Origin of the sequence: Herbaspirillum sp. CAH-3, assembly GCF_009668275.1 — a bacterium.
Taxonomy (GTDB): domain Bacteria; phylum Pseudomonadota; class Gammaproteobacteria; order Burkholderiales; family Burkholderiaceae_D; genus Herbaspirillum; species Herbaspirillum aquaticum.
Map to the genome: position 1 here is coordinate 368,665 of NZ_VSWE01000002.1, position 20,108 is coordinate 388,772.

Below are 20,108 nucleotides of genomic sequence, written 5' to 3' on the forward strand. Positions count from 1 at the left end.
CCTCAGGCGCCATGCCAGTTCATCTTGATGCGGCCGATGGCCATCGCCGCTGCCGCCTGGCTGGGTTCCACCACGGGTATGCCCAGCGCTTCCTGCAAGGCGTCCCGATAGACCGCCATGCCGGCGCAGCCCATGACGATGACATCGGCTCCCTGCGTATCGCGCAGGCGCAAGCCCACCTCGCGCATGCGCGCCAGCGTGCGGTCGTAGTCGGCCAGTTCGGTCACGTTCAGGCCGATGGCCAGTTCGCCCGCCAGCCGTGACTGCACGCCCATCGCACCATAGGCGCGCAGATGGCGCGGAATGGAACCCGGCAGGATGGCGATGACGCCGAAGCGCTGGCCCAGTGTCAGGGCCGTGAGCACGCCACTTTCCATGATGCCCAGCACCGGCACATCCACCGCCTCGCGCACCGCATGCAATCCGGGATCGGAATAGCAGGCAATCACGAAGGCCCCTGCGCGGGCACGCAAGGAGCGCGCCAGCGCCACCAGCTGCGGGGCCACGCTGTCCACGTCCTGCTGGGTCTGGATGCCGGGCGGGCCCGAGGGCAGCGACAGGCATTCGATGGCCGGTCCTCCGGCCATGCGCAGCGGCGCCATCGCGGCATCGATGCCGCGCGTGACGACGGCCGTACTATTGGGGTTGATGACGAACAGGGCAGGGCCGTCGGCCGGGACAAGGGACATGATGGTTTCTCGCAAAACAGGAGTCAGCACAGGCAACGACTCTACCCCAGGCCGACGGGCATGCTCCTTGCTCATTTGTTGGTTCCCCTTAACATGCTGTTATGCGCGATGAGGATCCATGGCACTGAACCTGCGCCAGATCGAGGTGTTCCGGGCGGTCATGACGACCGGCTCCATCAGCGGCGCCTCGCAATTGCTGTTCGTTTCGCAGCCGGCGGTGAGCCGCCTGCTGTCCCACACCGAGCAACGGGTCGGCTTCGCCCTGTTCGAACGCATCAAGGGCAGGCTGTATGCCACGCCCGAGGCCAAGAAGCTGTTCCATGAAGTGGAGCACGTGTACCAGGCCGTGCAGCGCGTCAACGAGCTGGCCACCGACCTGTCGGAAAACCGCAGCGGCATCCTCAACATCGTCTCCAGCCCGAGCATCGGGCAGATGCTGATCCCGCAGGCCATCGCGTTGTTCCGCAACCGCCATCCGGAGGTCAAGCTGACCTTCCACTGCCTCAACTATGGTTATCTCAAGGACCGCCTGCTGTCGCGCCAGGCGGACCTGGGCATCATCATCCTGCCGATGGAGCATCCCAGCCTGCAGGTCACCCCCTTGTGCAGCAACCGCCTGGTGTGCGTGCTGCCCTACAACCATGAGCTGACCCGCCGCGGCACCCTGACCCTGGCTGACCTGCGGCCCTTCCCGCTGATCTCCTACAACCGCGATTCCCCCTTCGGCGGCATCGTCGGGCGCTTCTACCAGACCGAGGAAGAGCCCTTGCGCCCCATCATGGAAGTGGGCTCGCCCCAGAATGCTTGTTCGCTGGTGCAGATGGGGGCGGGGGTGGCGCTGGTCGATGAATTCTCGGTGCGCAGCTGGGCCGGTACCAGCCAGATGGTGGTGCGGCCGGTGGCCCGTGCCCCCATCCTGCGGGCCAACCTGGTGCATGTGCGTACCGAGCCGCTCTCGCAATTGACCCAGGCCTTCATCGCCGAACTGCAGCAGCTGGTGCGCACGCAGGGATATGGCCTGCCTGATGAAGAAACCAACATATCGGCTGGAACCGGCGATTAACACGACGTTAAGGCAAGCACACAAAAAGGCAAGCGACAAGCGCAGATGACTCCACGACAATCGTTTGCAACTTCTCCGGTCCGCCGCCAGGTTGGCCGCCGTGCCCACTCTTTTTTCATGGAACGTCGCGCATGTCTTCAACTCTCGCCCCTGCTTCCGCGCTGGCCACTGCGCGCGGTGTCTATACCATCTGCCCCACGCCTTTCCACGCCGATGGCGCACTGGACCTGGGCAGCATCGCCACCCTGGTGGAGTTCCAGATCGAAGCCGGCGTATCGGGCCTGGCCATCCTCGGTTTCCTGGGCGAAGCGCACAAGCTCTCCAACGCCGAGCGCCGCGCGGTGACGTCAACTTTCGTCAAGTGTGCGGCAGGACGGGTGCCGGTCTGGGTCGGCGTGCGCGCCCTGGGCCTGGCCGGCGCCATCGAGCAAGCTACGGAAGCGGCCGAGGCGGGCGCGGCTGCCGTCTTTGCAGCACCGCTGGACATGGCGTCCGATGCAGTGCAATTCGACTATTACAAGTCGCTGGCCGCAGCGCTTTCCATCCCCGTGGTGATCCATGATTTCCCCGATTCCTTCGGGACCGAAATCAAGGCCGAGGTGATTGCCCGCCTGGGACAGGAAGGCGGCGTCAACTTCATCAAGATGGAAGAGCCGCCGGTGGGCCAGAAGATCAGCCGCATCCGCGACCTGGCCGGTGAATCGATGCGCATCTTCGGCGGCCTGGGCGGCGTGTATTTCCTCGAAGAGCTGCAGCGTGGTGCGGTCGGCACCATGACCGGCTTTGCTTTCCCGGAGATCCTGGTGCGCATCTATGACCAGTTCGCCGCCGGTGACCTGGCGGGAGCGGCGGCCACCTTCGACAAGTATTGCCCGCTGATCCGTTATGAGTTCCAGCCCAAGATCGGACTGTCGCTGCGCAAGTATGTCTATCGCAAGCGGGGCGTCATCAGCAGCGATGCCATCCGTTCGCCGGGCATGCGCATCGATCCCGAGACCGAGCGTGAACTGGAAGCCGTGATCGCCCGCGTCGGCCTGGACCTGGATCAGCGCGGCGCGCTGGTCATCGCTTGAGGAGCCGCCGATGGATCTGGGAATCAGCGGGCGACGCGCCCTGGTATGCGCCTCCAGCAAAGGCCTGGGCCTGGCCTGTGCCATCTCGCTGGCGCGCGAGGGGGTGGCCGTGACCATGACCGCACGCGGGGCGGAAGTCCTCGAAGCGGCAGCACAGCAGGTGCGTGCAGCCACCGGGGCCACCGTCACGACGGTGGCGGGCGACATCACCACGCCCGAGGGCCGCGCGCTGGCACTGGCGGCCTGTCCCGCGCCGGACATCCTGGTCACCAACGCCGGCGGCCCCAAGCCGGGCGATTTTCGCGAATGGTCGCGCGAGGACTGGATCGCCGCCATCGATGCCAACATGCTCACCCCCATCGCACTGATCAAGGCCACCGTGGATGGCATGATGCAGCGCGGCTTCGGCCGTATCGTCAACATCACCTCCGGTGCGGTGAAGGCGCCCATCGACATCCTCGGTTTGTCCAATGGCGCACGTTCCGGCCTGACCGGCTTCGTCGCCGGCCTGGCCAGGACGACCGTGGCCCGCAACGTGACCATCAACAACCTGCTGCCGGGTCCTTTCGAGACTGAGCGGCTGCTGGCGACGGCTGCAGCCAGCGCACGCGGCAGCGGCAAGTCGGCAGAGGACGTGCTGGCTGCCCGCCGTGCGGCCAACCCGGCCCGCCGCTTCGGCCAGCCGGCCGAATTCGGCGACGCCTGTGCCTGGCTGTGCAGCGCCCAGGCAGGTTTTGTCACCGGACAAAACCTGCTCATGGATGGCGGTGCCTATCCCGGAACCTTCTGACCTCAAGACTCCTGCATGGACTTCGACCTCACCATCCGCAACGGCCGCATCTCTACCGACCGTGAGACCTTCTTTGCCGATATCGGCGTCAAGGACGGCGTGATCGCGCGCATCGCGCCGGGCCTGCCGCCGGGACGCGAGGACATCGACGCCGCCGGACGCTGGGTCCTGCCTGGCGGCATCGACAGCCATTGCCACATCGAGCAGCTCTCCGGCATGGGCATGATGTGTGCCGATGATTTCTATTCGGGTTCGGTCTCGGCGGCTTTCGGCGGCACCACCACCATCATCCCGTTCGCGGCCCAGCATCGCGGCAATCGCATCCCCGACGTGATCGCCGACTATGCACAGCGTGCCCGCGAGAAGGCGGTGATCGACTATGGCTTCCACCTGATCCTGGCCGACCCTGACGAGCAGGCCCTGCAACACGACCTGCCGCAAGCCATCCGCGAAGGCATCACCTCGCTGAAGGTCTACATGACCTACAACGCCCTCAAGCTCGATGATTACCAGCTGCTGGACGTGATGGCGCTGGCCGGCCGCGAAGGGGCGCTGGTGATGATCCATGCGGAGAACCACGACATAATCCGCTGGCTCGCCTCGCGCCTGCTGGACCAGGGACATACCGCCCCCAAGTTCCACGCGGTGGCGCACGATCCGCTGGCCGAGGCTGAGGCCAGCCATCGCGCCATTGCCTTGTCGCGCCTGATCGGCGTGCCGGTGTTGATCGTGCACGTGGCCGGGGCCGAGACGGTGCAGACCATTCGCAATGCCAGGCTGCTGGGTGCGCAGATCTACGCCGAGAGCTGCCCGCAATACCTGTTCCTCACGGCGGAGGATATCGACCTGCCCGGCGTGGAAGGGGCCAAGTATTGCTGCAGCCCGCCGCCGCGCGATGCCAACGCCCAGGAGGCGGTCTGGGCCGGGCTCAAGGATGGCACGCTGGGCATGTACTCCTCCGACCATGCCCCGTATCGCTTCGACGAGAGCGGCAAGCTGCCGCGCGGCGAAGACACCACTTTCAAGGAAATGGCCAATGGCGTGCCGGGCATCGAGCTGCGCCTGCCGCTGCTGTTTTCCGAAGGCGTGCTGAAGGGCCGCCTCGACATCCACGAATTCGTGCGCCTGACGGCGACCAATCACGCCCACATGTATGGGCTGTCGCACTGCAAGGGCAACATCGCCGAGGGGCTCGATGCCGACCTTGTGATCTGGAACCCGGAACGCGAGACCACCATCACGGCGGCACTGCTGCACGACAACGTCGGCTATACGCCCTATGAAGGGCGGCAGATCCGGGGCTGGCCGGAAGTGGTCACCAGCCGCGGCCGCGTGGTGGTCAGCGAGGGTGAACTGAAAGTGGAGCGCGGTTCGGGCCGCTTCATCGCACGCCAGTGTCCGGCGCCAGCCAGCATTGCGCAGCGGCCGACACGCAGCCATCTGCCGGGCTTGCTCGGCCTCAAGGGAAAGGCATGGGAATCGCAATGAGCAACAAGGACAATCGTTTCGGCCTGGCCGTGGCCCAGATGGGGCCGGTGCAACTGGCCGAAGACCGGACCACGGTGGTGCGCCGCCTGCTGGAGATGATGCGCGAGGCCGCCGCCCGTGGCGCGAAGATGGTGGTGTTTCCTGAACTGGCGCTGACGACCTTCTTCCCGCGTTACTGGATGGAAGACCAGGCCGAGGTCGATGCGCGCTTCTTCGAGGCCGAGATGCCCGGCCCGCAGACCCGGCCCTTGTTCGAGCTGGCCGCGCAGCTCGGGATCGGTTTCTACCTGGGCTATGGTGAATTGACGCCCGATGGCCACCACTACAACACCGCCATCCTGGTGGATGAGCAAGCCCGGATCGTGGCGCGCTATCGCAAGATCCACCTGCCCGGGCACAGTGACCACAAACCTGATGCACCCTTCCAGCATCTGGAGAAGAAGTACTTCGAGGTCGGCAACGACGGCTTTGGTGTCACTGACATGCTGGGCACGCGCATCGGCCAGTGCCTGTGCAATGACCGCCGCTGGCCCGAGACCTATCGCGTCATGAGCCTGCAGAGCGCACGCATCGTCACGCTGGGCTACAACACGCCGTCCTGGAACATCCACTGGAACGAACCGCCCCATTTGCGCATGTTCCACCACCTGCTGTCGCTGCAGGCCAATGCCTACCAGAACGGATTGTGGGTGGCCGCCGCCGCCAAGTGCGGCTTCGAGGATGGTTTCCACATGATCGGCGGTTCGGCCATCGTGGCACCTTCCGGCGAGATCGTGGCGCAGGCGCAGGGTGAGGAGGATGAGGTGATCTTCGCCAGTTGCGACCTGCAACTGGGTGAAACCTTCCTGCAGCACGTCTTCAATTTCGCCAAGCACCGCCGTCCGGAGCATTACCGTCTCATTGTCGAGCGCACCGGGGCCGGCGCGCCGCTGGCCCCGTCCGAGCTGTCTACCTGAATCACTGTCCACCTTCCACCCAATCGAGGAGTGTTGCGATGTTTCCGTTCCTGGTCCTGCCTTCCAAGTCTTCCCTGAAGTTCTCCCTGCTGGCCGTGCTGTCGGCCAGTGCATTGCTGTCGGCCGGTGCCATGGCCCAGGGCGGCCCGCTGCGCACCGGGGTGGACGCCACCTTTGCGCCGCATGCGATGGTCAAGCTGGGCGGCGGCCTGCAAGGCTTCAACATCGACCTGGGCGAAGAACTGGCCCGCCGCCTGGGGCGCAAGATCGAGATCGAAGGGACCGAATTTTCCGGCCTGGTGCCGGGCCTGAACGCCAAGAAATATGACTTCGTGCTGGCGCCCGTGACGGCCACCCCAGAGCGCGCCAAGGCCATGCTTTTCACTGAAGGCTACCTGGATACCGACTACACCTTCGTCATCAAGAAGGGCGCTGCGCCCATCAATGCGCTGGACGACCTGAAGGGCAAGACCATCTCGGTCAACAAGGGCTCGGCCTATGAACTCTGGGCGCGTGACAACGCCCCCAAGTACGGTTTCAAGTACGACGTCTATGGCAACAATGCCGATGCGGTGCAGGCCGTGCAATCCGGCCGCGCCGATGCCAACCTGGCCGGCAGCACCGTCGCCGCCTGGGCCGCCAAGCAGAATCCGGCCGTGCAGACCACCTACACCGTCAAGACTGGCCTAGTCTGGGCGCTGGCCTTCCGCCTGGATGACAAGGCCGGGCGCGACGCGGCCGGCATGGCGCTCAAGTGCATGAAGCAAGACGGCACGCTGGGCAAGATCGCGCAGAAGTGGTTCGGCTATACCCCGGCACCGGATGCCACCGTGGTCAAGGTGGGGGTGGGGCAGGGCGTGCCGGGCCTGGATGGTTACGATCCGACCCCGGTGACGCTCAAGTGCAACTGAGCGCACTGAGCCCACTGAGAAGAACTTGATGCCGACCGCCTGAACCGAGACAGAAGCCTCCATGAACCTTGCCGCTCCCATCCTAGAAATCGTCGGCCTGCACAAGTCCTATGAAGGCAATACCGTCCTGCGCGGGATCGACCTGCGCGTGCGGCCGGGCCAGCTGATCTGCGTGATCGGCCCGTCCGGTTCGGGCAAGAGCACCATGCTGCGCTGCTGCAACCGGCTCGAAGAACCCAGCGCCGGCCAGATCGTGGTGGATGGGCAGGACATCATGCATGCCCGCACCGACCTTAATGCCGTGCGCCAGAAAATCGGCATGGTGTTCCAGCAGTTCAACCTCTATCCGCACATGAGCGTGCTGGGCAACGTGATGCTGGCACTGAAGAAGGTCCAGAAGCATCCGCATGCCGAGGCCGAACGGCGCGCGCGCCGGGCCCTGGAACAGGTGGGCATGCTGGAGAAGGCAGGCGCCTTTCCCGGCCAGCTCTCCGGCGGCCAGCAGCAGCGCGTGGGCATTGCACGCGGCATCGCGCTGGAGCCCAAGGTGATGCTCTTCGATGAACCTACCAGCGCCCTCGACCCCGAACTGGTCGGCAGCGTGCTGCAGGTGATGCGGCAGTTGCGCGAGGCCGGCATGACCATGCTGGTCGTCACGCACGAAATGGCCTTTGCCCGTGCGGCAGCCGACCGAGTGGTCTTCATGGACGGTGGCGTGATTGTCGAGGAGGGACCGCCCGAACAGATCTTCGGCGATCCGCAGCAGGCACGCACCAAGGCCTTCGTGGCGCGCTTCGCACAGCACGGCTGAGCTATGGAGCAATTTCTCTTTACCTTCTTCAATGCCGAGATCGCGGCGCGCTACTGGCCGGACATCCTGCGCGGCATGGGCGTGACCGTCCTGCTGAGCCTGGCGGTGATTGCCTCCGGCCTGCTGCTGGGGCTGTTGCTGGCGGTGCTGCGCGCCACCGGCAAGCGCGGCCTGGTGTGGCTGGTGGTGGCCTTTGCCGATGTCATGCGGGCCTTGCCGCCGCTGATCCTGATCATCGTGCTTTTCTTTGCGTTTCCGTATATCGACCTGGCCATGTCGTCCTTCACCGCGACCTGGCTGGCGCTGACCCTGGTGCTGGCCGCCTACGCCGAGGAAAGCATCTGGGCCGGCATCGCCGCCTTGCCGCGCGGCCAGAGCGAGGCAGCGCGCTCGACCGGCCTGTCATGGGGGCAGACCATGGCCGCCGTGATCCTACCGCAGGCCTTGCGCATGGCGGTGCCGCCGCTGACCAACCGGGTCATCTCCATTACCAAGAACACCGCACTGGGATCGGTGGTGGCGTTGTCGGAGATCCTCAACACCGCCCAGGCCGCCAGCAGCAATGCCGGCAATCCCACGCCACTGATGCTGGGGGCGGCGGCTTACCTGGTGATCTTCATTCCGGTGGTCTTGTTGGCGCGCTGGCTGGAAACCCGCTGGCGCTGGAAACGATAGGAGAGCGCCGTCATGGACGCCTTGCTGCAGAATTTCTTCAACCTGGAGGTCTATCGCCAGGTCCTGCCCTTCCTGCTGGGCGGCTTGTGGACCACGGTGTGGCTGTCGCTGCTGGTGATCCCCATCGGCGTGGTATCGGGCTTGCTGCTGGCCTTGCTGGCCACCCAGAGCCGTTCGCGTACGGTGCGCATTGCGGTGGCGGTGTACGTGGATTTCTTCCGGTCCTTTCCGCCGCTGGTGCTGTTGATCCTGATCTATTTCGGCGCGCCCTTCCTCGGGCTGGAACTGCCCAAGCTGCTGGCCGTGGCACTGGGCTTCATGTTCAACAACTCCAGCTATTTTGCCGAGGTGCTGCGCGCCGGCATAGAAAGCGTGCCCAGCGGCCAGATGGAAGCCGCGCGTTCAACCGGCCTCTCGCGCACCCAGGCGCTGGCCTGGGTGATCGTGCCGCAGGCCGTGCGCAACGCCTTGCCGGACCTGGTCGGCAATGGCATCGAGGTCATCAAGCTGACTACCATTGCCAGCGTGGTGGCCCTGCCTGAACTGCTGCGGGTAGCACGCGATGCGCAGTCGCTGGTCTACAACCCTTCGCCCATCGTACTGGCAGCCTTGCTCTATCTGGTGCTGCTGCTGCCCTTGGTGCGCTGGCTGTCGCGGCTGGAGCACCGGGGCCGCAGCCTGCACTGACAGGACTGGCGGCGCGACGTTCAGGCAGTCGAACTGGCGGTGCTCGCTACGCTCTTGCCGCGATACAGCACCAGCGTGGCCACCAGCCCGCACACCGCTGCAAAGCTCATCCAGTAACCTGGTGCGGCCTTGTCACCCGAGGTTTCGATCAGCCAGGTCGAGACCAGCGGCGTGAAGCCGCCGAAGATGGCAGTGGCCAGGCTGTAGGCCAGCGAGAAGCCCACCGTGCGCACGTGCGCCGGCATCACTTCGGTCAGCGCCACCACGGCCGCGCCGTTGTAGCTGGCGTAGAGGAAGGACAGCCACAGTTCGGTGATCAGCAGGTTCTTGAAGCTGATGTCCGATACCAGCCATGACATCACCGGATAGGCCGTCAGCAAGGTCAAGAGCGTGAAAGCCACCAGCACCGGACGGCGTCCCACGCGGTCCGACAGCGCGCCCATGATGGGCAGCCAGCAGAAGTTGGACAAGCCCACGCAGAAGGTCACGATGAGACTGTCGGAAGCCGACAGCTTGAGCACGTTCTTGCCGAAGGTCGGCGTATAGACCGTGATGAGATAGAACGAGACGGTCGTCATCACCACCATCATCATGCCGGCCACCACGATCTTCCAGTTCTGGGCGATGGAGCCCATGATTTCACCGAAACTAGGATGACGCTTGCGGGCCAGGAATTCTTCCGTTTCCTGCAGCGAGCGACGGATGATGAAGATGGCCGGCACGATCATGCAGCCGATGAAGAAGGGAATGCGCCAGCCCCATTCGCTGATCTGCACCGGCGAGAGCCACTGGCTGACCAGGTAGCCGATCAAGGCGGACGCCATGATGGCCGCCTGCTGGCTGGCCGACTGCCAGCTCACGTAAAAGCCCTTGTTGCCGGGCGTGGCCATCTCGGCCAGATAGACCGACACGCCACCCAGTTCCACCCCCGCCGAAAAGCCCTGCAGCAATCGCCCCGTCAGCACCAGGATCGGTGCGGCCATGCCAATGGTGGCATAGCCGGGCACGAAGGCGATCAACAACGTGCCGATGGCCATGATGGCCAGGGTCACGATGAGTCCCTGGCGACGGCCCACGCGATCGATGTAGCTGCCCAGGATGATGGCGCCGAGCGGGCGCATCAGGAAGCCCGCACCGAAGGTGCCGAAGGTCAGGATCAGCGAAACGAACTCGTTGTCCGACGGGAAGAAGGTCCTGGAGATGTAGCTGGCATAGAAGCCATACAGGAAGAAGTCGAACATCTCCAGGAAGTTGCCGCTGGTCACGCGCAGGACGGTGGACAGCTTGGAGTGTTTGGCGGTGCTGCTCGTTGTGGTTGTTGTGTTCATGTCGGTCTCTCTCGTTCTCTCTTTGGCGCCGTATTTCGGCGCCTTGCTTCACATGGTTCAGCGGCGCGCCGGATCCAGGCCGGATGCCTTGATGGCCGCCTCAGCTTCCGGGGAAGAGAGGAAGTCCAGCAATTGCTTGGCCGCTTCCGGCTCGTGGGTGCCGACTACCACACCGGCGGAGAAGGGCGTGAGCTGCTGGGCACTTTCGGGGATCGGACCGATGATGTCGATGCCCTTGACCGGCTTCAATTCGGAGATCTGCTGCAGGCCCACTTCGGCCTCGCCACGGGCGATCACTTCGCCCACCGGTTCGGCCGGGATCATGCGGCCCTTGTAGGCCATCTGCTGGTCGATGCCCAGGCGCTTGAACAGTTTGGTCGAGAGGAAGACGCCGCTGGCGCTGTCGGAGTAGACCACCGAATGGGCCGTCAGCAGGGTGCGTTTAAAGGCATCGATCGTGGAGATGTCCGGCTTGGGCGAGCCCGCCTTGACGGCCAGGCCGATGCGCGAGAGGGCCAGCAGCTTGTGCTCGGACTTGGAGACCTTGCCTTGTGCCACCAGCTTGTCCAGTGAGTCGCCGACCATGATGACCACGTCGATGTGCTCACCGCGCTTGATGCGGTTGGGAATGGCTTGCGGCGTTTCGCCCATGGAGGGGCCCCAGCCGGAGATCAGTTTGTGGCCGGTCTTCTGTTCGAAGACAGGGGCCAATGCCTTGTAGGCGGCAGCAAAGCCACCCGAGCTGACCACGTGGAGGTCGGCGGCAACGGCCAGGGAACTCATTGCGCCCAGGGCCAGGGCCAGGACGCTGCGTTGGAAAAGAGTAGTGCGCAGGGTGCGCGCAGTGGGAGCGGAACGGATCATGCGGATCTCCTGTTGGCGTGTTATTTCGATGTTTTGGGGATGAGACCCGGCAGTTTGCGTAGAATCGGTTGAAAAGTTAATTGCAATTAATCTGGGGATTGATAAAAAATGCGCATCAATATCGAGACCGCCGAATTGCAGGCCTTCATCGCCGTGGCACGCCAGTCGAGCTTTCGTGCGGCCGCCGAAGGCCTGTTCATTACCGCCCCGGCGCTGAGCCGCCGTATCGAGAACCTGGAGCGGGCCTTGCAGGAAAGGCTCTTTGATCGCACGACCCGGCGCGTCTCGCTCACCCCGGCGGGCGAATTGTTCCTGGTGCATGCCCAGGCGGTGATGGAGGAACTGGAACTGGCCGTCAAGAGTGTCGAGCAGGGCATGGCGCACCGGCGCGAACATGTGACGGTGGCCTGCGTGCCCTCGGTGGCCAACAACCTGCTGCCGCTGGTGTTGAAGCCCTATGCACGCACCCATGCCAATGTGCGGGTGCGCATCATCGACGAGAGTGCGGCGGACGTGCTGGAAAGCGTGCGCAAGGGGGAGGCTGATTTCGGCGTGAATTTCATCGGCGCGCAGGAAGCCGAGATCGATTTCGAGGAATTGACGCGCGAGCGCTACCTGGCCGTGATGCCGTCCCATCATCCGCTGGCCGCGCAGAGCACCTTGCACTGGAAATCATTGGCGGGGGAGAAGCTGGTGTCGGTGTCCTCCAGCAGCGGCAACCGCAGCCTGATCGACAATGCCTTCTCGCGGGTGCCGCAGCGGCCGGTTATCCAGTATGAAACCAATCACGTGGCCGGCGCCATCAGCCTGGTCGCGGCCGGGCTGGGGGTGGCGCTGCTGCCGGAGCTGGCCATTCGCAATGCCCCCTACAAGGGCATTGTGGCGCGGCCGGTCACGAGCCCCGTCTTGAGCCGGGCCATGGGCTTGATCACCTTGAAGGGACGGGTGTTGAAACCGGCTGCCGCGACGCTGGCGCAAGCCCTGCGGGAGGCCATGGCCAGCAAGCCGCGTAAATGATTTTCTTGCAACGCTTGCTGCCTAAATTTTGTGCGGTTTATTGGGAGGGCAGGCGGGGACGGCTTTTGCGTGGGGCGCTCATGCATTATCCACAGGTTTATGCACATAAAACGGGGATAAGTTTCCAGTGCTGGCGCGGTTTCGGACGGGGTTGCGCAAATTATTTGCAAATCCGTTGGCCATAAAAAAGGCCCTCGCTTGCGAGGGCCTTTTTGTGAATTTTTTTTGCAGTCCGGGGGCAACCTGTTGCTCTGGCCGGCCTTCGCATCTTGTCCAAAAAACCATTTACGGCAGGTGCTGAGGGGCGCTTTTGCGGGGTCTTTTTTCGAAGAGGGGGCGATTATATAGCCGTCGGCGGAAAAATGATACTGCTTGTTTTCAGAAAATTATTTTCGGTCCGTGCTCACCGGCAAGCGCTGCAGCATTTCTGGTTGGCTAGGGGAACGTGTAAGCAGACTCTTCGTCGGGAATGGAGCCGTCGAGATAGCGATCATCCTTCCAGATCAGCCGCCATTGGGTAGCAACCTCCTCGATCTCATCGTCGGCGTCGAATACTTCGATGGTGGGAGCGTCGGAGCCGCCGTGCAGGTAGTTCATGCACCCGGCTGGCGGCAGGGGGCCGTCAGGCGCCTCGGCTGACCGCGAAAAAAGACTGGGTGCGCTTTTGCGCATGGGGAGTTCGACCGGTTCCCATATTCCCGAGCACGGCAGTGCCTTGCCACTGGCCACTACGGTATTGCGCAAGGGCTCGGGCACGGGGGACAGGCTGTCCGGAAAAGGCAGCTTGTTGAGCTTGTCACGCCAGGTTTGATTGAAAACCAGCGGAGCGGGTTGATCCAGGTATTGACTCGCCAGGATCAGGGGGGGATTCAGACCAGGCGCTGTCGAGCATGGAGGTCATGGCGCAGAATGCATCCCAGCGCGGGGTATGCGCCAGGTCAATGTCGCTGTCTCCGGTCTGCACCCGATGGACGAATTCATGGAAGTAAGTCAGCGGCCGACGTGCCATCACGAATTCTCCATTGGCATCGTAACGGAAGACGAGCTTGTTGCCCTGGCGCAGCCGGTTTACGCCTTCCTCGCAATGTGCCAGACCCTTGAGGATCAGGGCATGGTCACGCTCGGGCAGGCCCGTCCGTTTGCCCCAGCCCTGGTTCACGGCATCCCTCACGCTGGCCTCGGCCATGTCGGCCCATTGCTGGTAGAGGTGGAAGATGCGCTGCCAGGCGGTAAGGGAACTGAGTTTCTTGAGCAGGTGAAACAGTCGCTGACGATCCTGTGAATCGGGTAGCTGCGGGCACGTCATAGAGGCAGGTCCTGGTGGTGTTCCGGGTGGTTCGCGCAGAGCTGCCTGCCCGGTCGAATGCAGCAGGGAGTCGTCACCGCAGTTCGGCCGGGTAGAGTGAGCCAGTTATCGCAGCTTGGGGTCCTGGTAGCTCTCGTCGATCGCCACCCCTTGCTGTTTCAGCAGTTGCTCGGTGTGCTCCCGATCCTGTTTGAGCAACTTCAGTTCTTCGGGCAAGGCGGCTTGCCAGTCAGCTCGCCTTTCGGGGCCCACGATCCTGCGGGCCTCCTCGTTGGCGTCGACCAGGGAGAGTTTGATGAAATACGCTCCCTTCTTGCTGACATCCTTGCGCCGTGCGTCGCGGGTCAAGGTCAACGTGAGATAGGCGTTCTCCAGATGGAAACGCCACAGGCTGTCGTCCGGCATGCTCATCCACTCTTGCAGCGAGAGCGGATAGTCAGGATCCAACGCATAGACACGGGAATTCAATGCGTAGCGCAGGGCAGCACTGCCCTTGAGTCGCGGATGGCCACGTCCCTGATAACGCTGCCAGCCAGCGTTGCGGATGGCCTGCAACAGCGACAGGAAGCGCTGGCGCGCCACGTCGTGTGCAATCTCCTCTTCGCTCCCCAGGCCCCCATACAGATGCCACTCGACAATCTCTTCGCTGGCAAAGTTGGGATCATCACTTCCCGAAATGCCGAGCACGTCGTGGATTGTGATGACGTGTTCCCCGGTCTTGATCTGAACCGTCCCCAGCGCATTGCGCGGCCAGTCCACCGAATAGAAGTTGACGTTGGGCGGGCGGTTGAGCGATTTGATCTGGTGCGGGTAGCGCGCAAGCAGTGCCTTGCCGGGCTGGTTGGGAGTGATCTCGATGGCTTCAGGCATTTTCTGGCCGTGGTCTGGGTGGTCGGGGGAGCAGGCGCTCACGAGTGCGACGAACAGTGCCGCAGACAAGATCGCGCCAAGGCGTGTTAGGTGGTTCACGATCATCGAAATGGTGGCTTTCAGCGCGGTCTGCCCAGCATGTAGGCTGAAGGATAGTTTTGCATCTGGTCCATGTTGACCCAGCCGGCCATTGCTTTCAACTGGCTTTCCATGTACGGCCGCTGCCTTTGCATCAAGTCGTGGAAGAGATCTGCCACGCTGGCAATCCATTGCATGCGGCTCTGGAAGTCTTCCAGTACGGTGTCGGCGGGCGCCTCCGATTTCAATTTCTTGTCGCCGATGTCACAGGCGCTGGTGAAGGCCATCTGCAGCTTGGGCGATAGCATGCGTATGCCCCGCAAGCGCTGCACCCACACCCAGCCGGCAAAACAGGCGTCATCGTAGATCAGTGGTTGCAGAATCACACCTTGCTCATGATTGGCGATGGCCATGAGATGCTGATACTTGAGTCTTTCCTGGTCGTCTCCGGGCCTGGTCGATTCAATCTGCCCGACTAGGTCGAATGCCTCGACGATGTAGTCATGCCGATGCATGTTGGCGATCTTGGGTAGTGCTTCATCCTTCCAGGGATAGTTGGCGACCTGATCCCTGACCGGCTTGATATAGGCAGAGGCATCCCGGCGCGATACGCATTGGTCGAAGCTGTTGCGAAAGCGCGTGTAATACCAGTGCCATCCGCTGATGTCATAGAACAACCATAAATTGCCCTTTGCCAGCCCCTTGAATACGGGATCAATGATCGGTACACGCAGATCGTCCAGCGAGCAGGCTACCGTCTTGCTGGCGAACGCCCCCAGCGCCATCCAGTAGAAGCGACCCTTTTTGGATGGGTCGCCATAGTCTTCGGTCTCCAGATAAAAGCGCGCGTAGGTGGCCGAGATGCGACGGGCGCGATCGCTGAAAACAGGGATGATGGAGCCTTCATTGCGTCCATGCAGGGTACAAAGCCGCTTGGTGCTCATCTGCTGAACCATCGACCACATCAGGTTGCAGTCACACTTCAGTTCCTTGCAGGATTTCAGCGTTGTATTGGTTTGTGACTGTGCTGTATCTGGCGAACCCATCAGGTATGTCCTGTTGATTGATCGATTTGACAATCAGTTCTTGGCCGGAATGACCTTGAACCACTCCATGGCAAATTCCACGTTCTCGCTGGCTTCTGTGGACAGCCGTTGGCTCATGCCATCAGCGCCCGTAGCGGCAATCTGCTCACCCGCTGAGCTCTTGATGCGATAGGGAACGTCAGGCAGAGGTTCACCATTGGGGTCCCTGACGACAAAGGCTTCGTCATAAAGTTTGTATCGGGTGTCTGGCAAGGCTGGCAGATCGGGTGACGCTGCGGCCCCGCCCGCAAACGCATGGCTTGCCCCCTTGACCGAAAACGTCCCCGGGCAGGCGAAGGTGATGTTGCCGCCCTCCAGGGTCACCGAGGACTGGCCAGCCTGCAGCACGATCTTGTTGCGGGCCTTGATCTCGATGCTGTCGTTGACGCTGGTGACCACGACATCCTTGTCGGCCAGCACCTCCAGCGCATCGGTGTGCGCCTGCAGCGACACCGGCCCGTTGCCGGCGAAGGCCTGGATCCCGCCATCATGCGCGAAGAGACTGGCGGCCTTGCCTGCGGCCGCGCTGATGGTGTCGGAGGCTGTCCAGTGGGTGTCGCCCTGGCTGGTCCACTGCAGGTTTTCACCTGCATACAGCAGGGTCGAGGCGTTGCTGGCCCAGTTGATGTTGGAAGGGGACTCCATCAGTACCGCCGGCTTGGCGAATTTTTCGACCGCTTGCGATGGATCGGTCTGGCGGGAACTGCCATCGCTCTTAAGGGCGTCCTGGCCGTTGACGCTGGCCGGATGCTTGCCCAGGTCGGCCGGGTCGATGACCGAGATGAAATCGGATTTGGCCTGCAAGGCAGCGGTGCTGTGCAGTACCTGCTGCCGGGCGGCGGCCTCACTCATGGCCTGCACCAACTGGCGCGCGCCCTTCAATTGCGCGACCGCTTCCCTGGCGTCCATCTGCGTGCCGTTCACGCTGGCCCCGCTGGCCGGCCGTGCGGTGGACGACAGCAGCAGGCCTTCGCCGCCGCGCACCACGCCCCAGGCATCGCTGCGCATCTCGAAACCCTGGCCACGGTAGCTGCCGCGCTGGGCGCCCGTATCGGCCTGCTCGACCAGATGGCCCAGGTTGAGCTGTGATTTGGCATGACTGGAGGCCAGCCGCATGCGCAGTTGTGACTGCGTATCATCGACCACCCATTGATTGAATCCGCTACCGTCGTGCGCGGTGCTGTGCCAGCCGGAAATCGTGCCGGCATGATTGGCGTCGGAATCGGTACCGGCCGGGAAAGGTGGTGCATCCTGGCCGTTGTAGAGCTGGGCGACCACGACCGGACGATCGATATCGCCCTCGATGAAATCGATCAGGACTTCACTGCCTACACGCGGGATGAACTGGCTGCCCCAGTTGGGGCCGGACAGCGCCTCGGCCACGCGCACCCAGGTGCCGGAAGCGTCATTGCCGGGGGCATTGCCGTTCTGGTCTTCCAGGTTGCCGGTCTCGCGCAGGCCGCCGGGATTGGGGGCCTGGCCGCGCTGCCAGTGGAATTGCACCTTGACCCGGTGATTGCGGTCCGTAGTGACGGCGGCGTCGGGCAAGCCCGTCACCAGCGCAGTTTGCGTACCGCGTGCGGTCGGCTTGAGTCGCTGGGTGATGGCCAGCGGGACCACCGGCACCGCCGCGCGCACGGCCACGAAGCGGTTGCGATAGGTGCCGGACTTGAGTTCGTCTGCGGTGGCGCTGCCGGACAGCCCGCTCGCGGCCGGGGCCGCCATGTCGTCGAGGAGGCGGGCAATATTGCTGTCGAAATTGTTGCGGGCGGCGTGACTGACGCTGATGACCTTGAAGCTGTTTTGGCCATCCGGATAGCGTTCGTGCCGGAGCAGCGAGAACTGGGCTCCGGCTGCCAGCTGACGCACCGAACCTGCGCCTTCGAAGCGCTTGTTCTGCATCTCCAGGGCCTGCAGCATCAGCCGTGCGTGGGTCGAGGCAGCGTCCTGGTCGGCGAAGTCCTGCTGCCCGGTGCCGTCATAGACGGGCAAGGAGGGCAGCTCGCCGGCCTCCAGTGCGGAGCTGTCTTCGGCGGACGGGGAGGAGATTTTTTCGGGATGCCAGCTCGCCAAGGCCACGCCATTGGGCTGCACGCTGCGCACGGCGCTGAAGTCCGTGATGGCGTCGCTGTCCTCCATGGCGGCGACGCGGTGGAAGCGGATGCTGTCATAGCCGCCCGGCATGGCAGGCGCCGCGGCATCGGGGTCGAAGATGATCAACTTGTGGCGCGCCCGCGCCTGTCCTTCATCGCGGGGGCGTTCGTGCTGATCCTGTTCGTGCTCGAAACGAAAACTCAGGCCTTCCGAAGCCAGGATGCGGCGCAGGAAGGCCAGGTCGCTTTCGCGGTATTGGGTGCAGATCTCACGTCTGGCCAGCGAGCGGCTCACGTCGAGTGAGAAGTTGGCTTGCGGGTATTGCTTGAACAGTTCGGCGGCGATCTCGGTCACCGTCATGTCCTGGAACAGGTAGCTGTCGCGGCGCAAGTCGAGCAAGGACAGGAACGATTCCATGCGCAAGCGATAGCGTGCCAGCCCGCCGTCGGCTCCCAGCCAGCACGCCTGGGTGCAGTAGCCGTGCCAAGCGCGGGTGCTGCCGTCGGCTTGCAGCAGGCGCAGGGTGATCTCGCTGCCGATGAATTGCTTCAGGTCCAGGTCAGTGGACACGGACAGGGCATCGATGTCGAAATGGAAGTTGTCGTTGATGCTTTCCTGGCCGTGGAAGCGTTCTACGACCAGCGACTCCGGCAAATCGCCAGATTGCGCCGAGTGCAGGGTGATGAGGCGCGCGTGCTGTGACAGACCGGCGCCGAACACGGTCGAGATGACCCTGGAGAGTGCATCGGAAACGGACAGACTCATGGCAACCGCCCTTGGTCCGGGAAGGTGAGGGATGAGGGAATCATATGCTTGGCCCCGTTGTCGTTGTCATTTTCTTCATCGGCTGGCGAAGGGTGGTTTGCGCAGTCTCGGCGCGAGGACAAATGTTGCAATCGCTGTGCGCCGTGTTGGCGCCAGCGCCCTAAGGACAGGCTATCAGGTTGAAAGTTCTCGGGACCGGAGAAAATGTTGGCAAGCGAGGAGTGACGGGCGGTCAAACGGACGGAAAGATCGGCACGGTGACTGCCATTGAAGAGCTTGGCGTTTGAGGCTTGACGCATTTCAAAGCAAGCAACGACGGTATTGCAAGGCCAACCTTAAACGGTTCCTGAGCGACTCACGATATGAACAAAAAATTAACTAACGTATATTCTTAGTGCAAATAATTGTCACGCAAAATTTCAGCGCCCTGATAAATGGCCTACAATTTCCCTGCATCACTATTCCGGTCCGCCAAGATAGTGAATGGGGGGAAGTCAAGGGTTAGCGGCAGTCGTTTCCACAACAATAGTCAAGAACACGATGGAATTCGAGCTGGTCGGAACGCAACGGGATCAGGGGTAGATGCCGTGCGCTTCACTGTTCAGTCCAGAAGGCTGATTGTTTTTGCGGCTTCGGATTTGCCGTCAGGAAGAATCCTTCATCCCTATTGCCTTGAGCGAGGAAACGGCCGCGATAGCGCCGGGATGTGCTTACGGAAATTTCATATGGACTCTTGAGCTGGGGGAGGCGGCCTTGCCGCGAGACTGGGGCGGCAGGTCATGGATTCTCTATGCGATGCGCGAAGCTGCTTGGAAAGTAGCCGTCTTCAGTTTGTTGTGCGTATTCGAATTTATATGGGATGCGTATCGACTTTTGTCGATCTTTGTCTCGAACAAGTTAAAGAAAGTGCGGCATCTGCAGGCTTGGTCAGCAAGCTGACGGCTTCCAATATTTACGAACCATGGCTCGAGGGACGATGATGAGCTGCTTGAAATCGACGTCGTTGCAGTTCCGTTCGTCTGACGATTGTTGAGTGATGGCCGTGAGCTCGCCGTAAAAAGAAAATGATTTATAAGTTTTACTGAATTTGGATCGCTGGCCGTTAATCCAGGCGGTGTATTGAAGAAGCAATCATCAGGGGTGATGCGTGCGGGAATGCTTGAATAATCTTTTTTATCGACTACAGGATGGCATCGAGCTTCGGCGTATCTGGCTTGTTGGGTCGACCTGGGTATCGTTCGCAGGCTGTTGTTGCACAGAGCCTTTGGTGATCTCGGCTGCGCCAATTCCCGTGAAAACTTCATTTGTGGAGAAGCCTGATTATCTTCAACGCGAAGCTGCTGATGAAAAACTGTTGGAGCAGAGACGACGCGATCTTCTGGAGCATATTTCGGGGGCAAGGGACATTCGGATTGCGAGAAGCGAAACGGCTGTTGATTTGCTCGCGGATTTGACCCTCTCCATTTGACCCACCTTCCACCGTCTACCAAAGGCGGCCACGCGGTCGTACGACCCTTCATATCCCAGCTCTTTTAAATCCAGGAACATCTGTTTCAGA

General features: G+C 62.4%; 19 protein-coding genes. 10 read left to right on the plus strand and 9 right to left on the minus strand.

Going from position 1 to position 20,108, the window contains the following annotated elements:
- Positions 1–2: 2 nt before the first annotated feature.
- Positions 3–689 (minus strand): aspartate/glutamate racemase family protein, encoded by a 687-nt coding sequence (locus FYB76_RS04320; protein WP_088755931.1) that lies wholly within the window; start codon positions 687–689, stop codon positions 3–5.
- A gap of 118 nt (positions 690–807) precedes the next feature.
- Here FYB76_RS04320 and FYB76_RS04325 point away from each other — a divergent pair, with 118 nt between their 5' ends.
- The 9 genes from FYB76_RS04325 (at position 808) to FYB76_RS04365 (ending at position 9,143) form a co-directional block, all read left to right on the plus strand.
- Entirely contained in the window at positions 808–1,752 is a 945-nt protein-coding gene (locus FYB76_RS04325) for a LysR substrate-binding domain-containing protein (protein WP_145606347.1), read from the plus strand.
- 131 nt (positions 1,753–1,883) lie between these two features.
- The gene (locus FYB76_RS04330; RefSeq protein ID WP_088755929.1) at positions 1,884–2,825 is read left to right on the plus strand and encodes a dihydrodipicolinate synthase family protein; all 942 of its coding nucleotides are present in this window, start codon (positions 1,884–1,886) and stop codon (positions 2,823–2,825) included.
- A gap of 10 nt (positions 2,826–2,835) precedes the next feature.
- Positions 2,836–3,615 (plus strand): SDR family oxidoreductase, encoded by a 780-nt coding sequence (locus FYB76_RS04335; protein WP_088755928.1) that lies wholly within the window; start codon positions 2,836–2,838, stop codon positions 3,613–3,615.
- Between the two features lie 15 nt (positions 3,616–3,630).
- On the plus strand, positions 3,631–5,103 hold the full coding sequence (gene hydA / locus FYB76_RS04340) for a dihydropyrimidinase (RefSeq protein ID WP_154132800.1): 1,473 nt from the start codon (positions 3,631–3,633) through the stop codon (positions 5,101–5,103).
- Positions 5,100–6,059: an N-carbamoyl-D-amino-acid hydrolase gene (locus FYB76_RS04345; RefSeq protein WP_154132801.1), complete on the plus strand. Its 960-nt coding sequence runs from the start codon at positions 5,100–5,102 to the stop codon at positions 6,057–6,059. The genes hydA and FYB76_RS04345 overlap by 4 nt, the downstream gene beginning before the upstream one ends.
- Before the next feature lie 38 nt (positions 6,060–6,097).
- Positions 6,098–6,970 carry a transporter substrate-binding domain-containing protein gene (locus tag FYB76_RS04350; RefSeq protein WP_154132802.1) on the plus strand — a complete coding sequence of 291 codons (873 nt, stop codon included), beginning with the start codon at positions 6,098–6,100 and terminating at the stop codon, positions 6,968–6,970.
- Between the two features lie 61 nt (positions 6,971–7,031).
- Positions 7,032–7,781: an amino acid ABC transporter ATP-binding protein gene (locus tag FYB76_RS04355; RefSeq protein WP_088755924.1), complete on the plus strand. Its 750-nt coding sequence runs from the start codon at positions 7,032–7,034 to the stop codon at positions 7,779–7,781.
- A gap of 3 nt (positions 7,782–7,784) precedes the next feature.
- On the plus strand, positions 7,785–8,456 hold the full coding sequence (locus tag FYB76_RS04360) for an amino acid ABC transporter permease (protein WP_088755923.1): 672 nt from the start codon (positions 7,785–7,787) through the stop codon (positions 8,454–8,456).
- Between the two features lie 12 nt (positions 8,457–8,468).
- Entirely contained in the window at positions 8,469–9,143 is a 675-nt protein-coding gene (locus tag FYB76_RS04365) for an amino acid ABC transporter permease (RefSeq protein ID WP_088755922.1), read from the plus strand.
- 20 nt (positions 9,144–9,163) lie between these two features.
- On the opposite strand, the gene FYB76_RS04370 is transcribed toward FYB76_RS04365, so the two are convergent.
- Both FYB76_RS04370 and FYB76_RS04375 read right to left on the minus strand, forming a co-directional pair.
- The gene (locus tag FYB76_RS04370; RefSeq protein WP_154132803.1) at positions 9,164–10,471 is read right to left on the minus strand and encodes an MFS transporter; all 1,308 of its coding nucleotides are present in this window, start codon (positions 10,469–10,471) and stop codon (positions 9,164–9,166) included.
- A 57-nt stretch (positions 10,472–10,528) separates the two neighbouring features.
- Positions 10,529–11,335 carry a substrate-binding domain-containing protein gene (locus FYB76_RS04375; protein WP_154132804.1) on the minus strand — a complete coding sequence of 269 codons (807 nt, stop codon included), beginning with the start codon at positions 11,333–11,335 and terminating at the stop codon, positions 10,529–10,531.
- A 108-nt stretch (positions 11,336–11,443) separates the two neighbouring features.
- Here FYB76_RS04375 and FYB76_RS04380 point away from each other — a divergent pair, with 108 nt between their 5' ends.
- Positions 11,444–12,352, plus strand: a complete 909-nt coding sequence (locus FYB76_RS04380) for a LysR family transcriptional regulator (protein WP_088755919.1) — start codon at positions 11,444–11,446, stop codon at positions 12,350–12,352.
- A gap of 435 nt (positions 12,353–12,787) precedes the next feature.
- Here the strand turns inward: FYB76_RS04380 and FYB76_RS04385 are convergent, their stop codons facing one another.
- From FYB76_RS04385 to FYB76_RS26765, 6 genes are all read right to left on the minus strand, one after another.
- Positions 12,788–13,108 carry an Imm72 family immunity protein gene (locus FYB76_RS04385; RefSeq protein ID WP_370516293.1) on the minus strand — a complete coding sequence of 107 codons (321 nt, stop codon included), beginning with the start codon at positions 13,106–13,108 and terminating at the stop codon, positions 12,788–12,790.
- A 40-nt stretch (positions 13,109–13,148) separates the two neighbouring features.
- The gene (locus FYB76_RS04390) at positions 13,149–13,658 is read right to left on the minus strand and encodes an Imm71 family immunity protein (RefSeq protein WP_154132806.1); all 510 of its coding nucleotides are present in this window, start codon (positions 13,656–13,658) and stop codon (positions 13,149–13,151) included.
- Between the two features lie 105 nt (positions 13,659–13,763).
- Positions 13,764–14,528 carry a hypothetical protein gene (locus FYB76_RS04395; RefSeq protein WP_154132807.1) on the minus strand — a complete coding sequence of 255 codons (765 nt, stop codon included), beginning with the start codon at positions 14,526–14,528 and terminating at the stop codon, positions 13,764–13,766.
- Positions 14,529–14,647: 119 nt separating this feature from the next.
- The gene (locus FYB76_RS04400) at positions 14,648–15,652 is read right to left on the minus strand and encodes a hypothetical protein (RefSeq protein WP_154132808.1); all 1,005 of its coding nucleotides are present in this window, start codon (positions 15,650–15,652) and stop codon (positions 14,648–14,650) included.
- Positions 15,653–15,685: 33 nt separating this feature from the next.
- The gene (locus FYB76_RS04405; RefSeq protein WP_154132809.1) at positions 15,686–18,550 is read right to left on the minus strand and encodes a type VI secretion system Vgr family protein; all 2,865 of its coding nucleotides are present in this window, start codon (positions 18,548–18,550) and stop codon (positions 15,686–15,688) included.
- A gap of 1,326 nt (positions 18,551–19,876) precedes the next feature.
- On the minus strand, positions 19,877–20,108 hold a 232-nt coding region (locus tag FYB76_RS26765; protein WP_229296871.1), incomplete at its 5' end, for a hypothetical protein.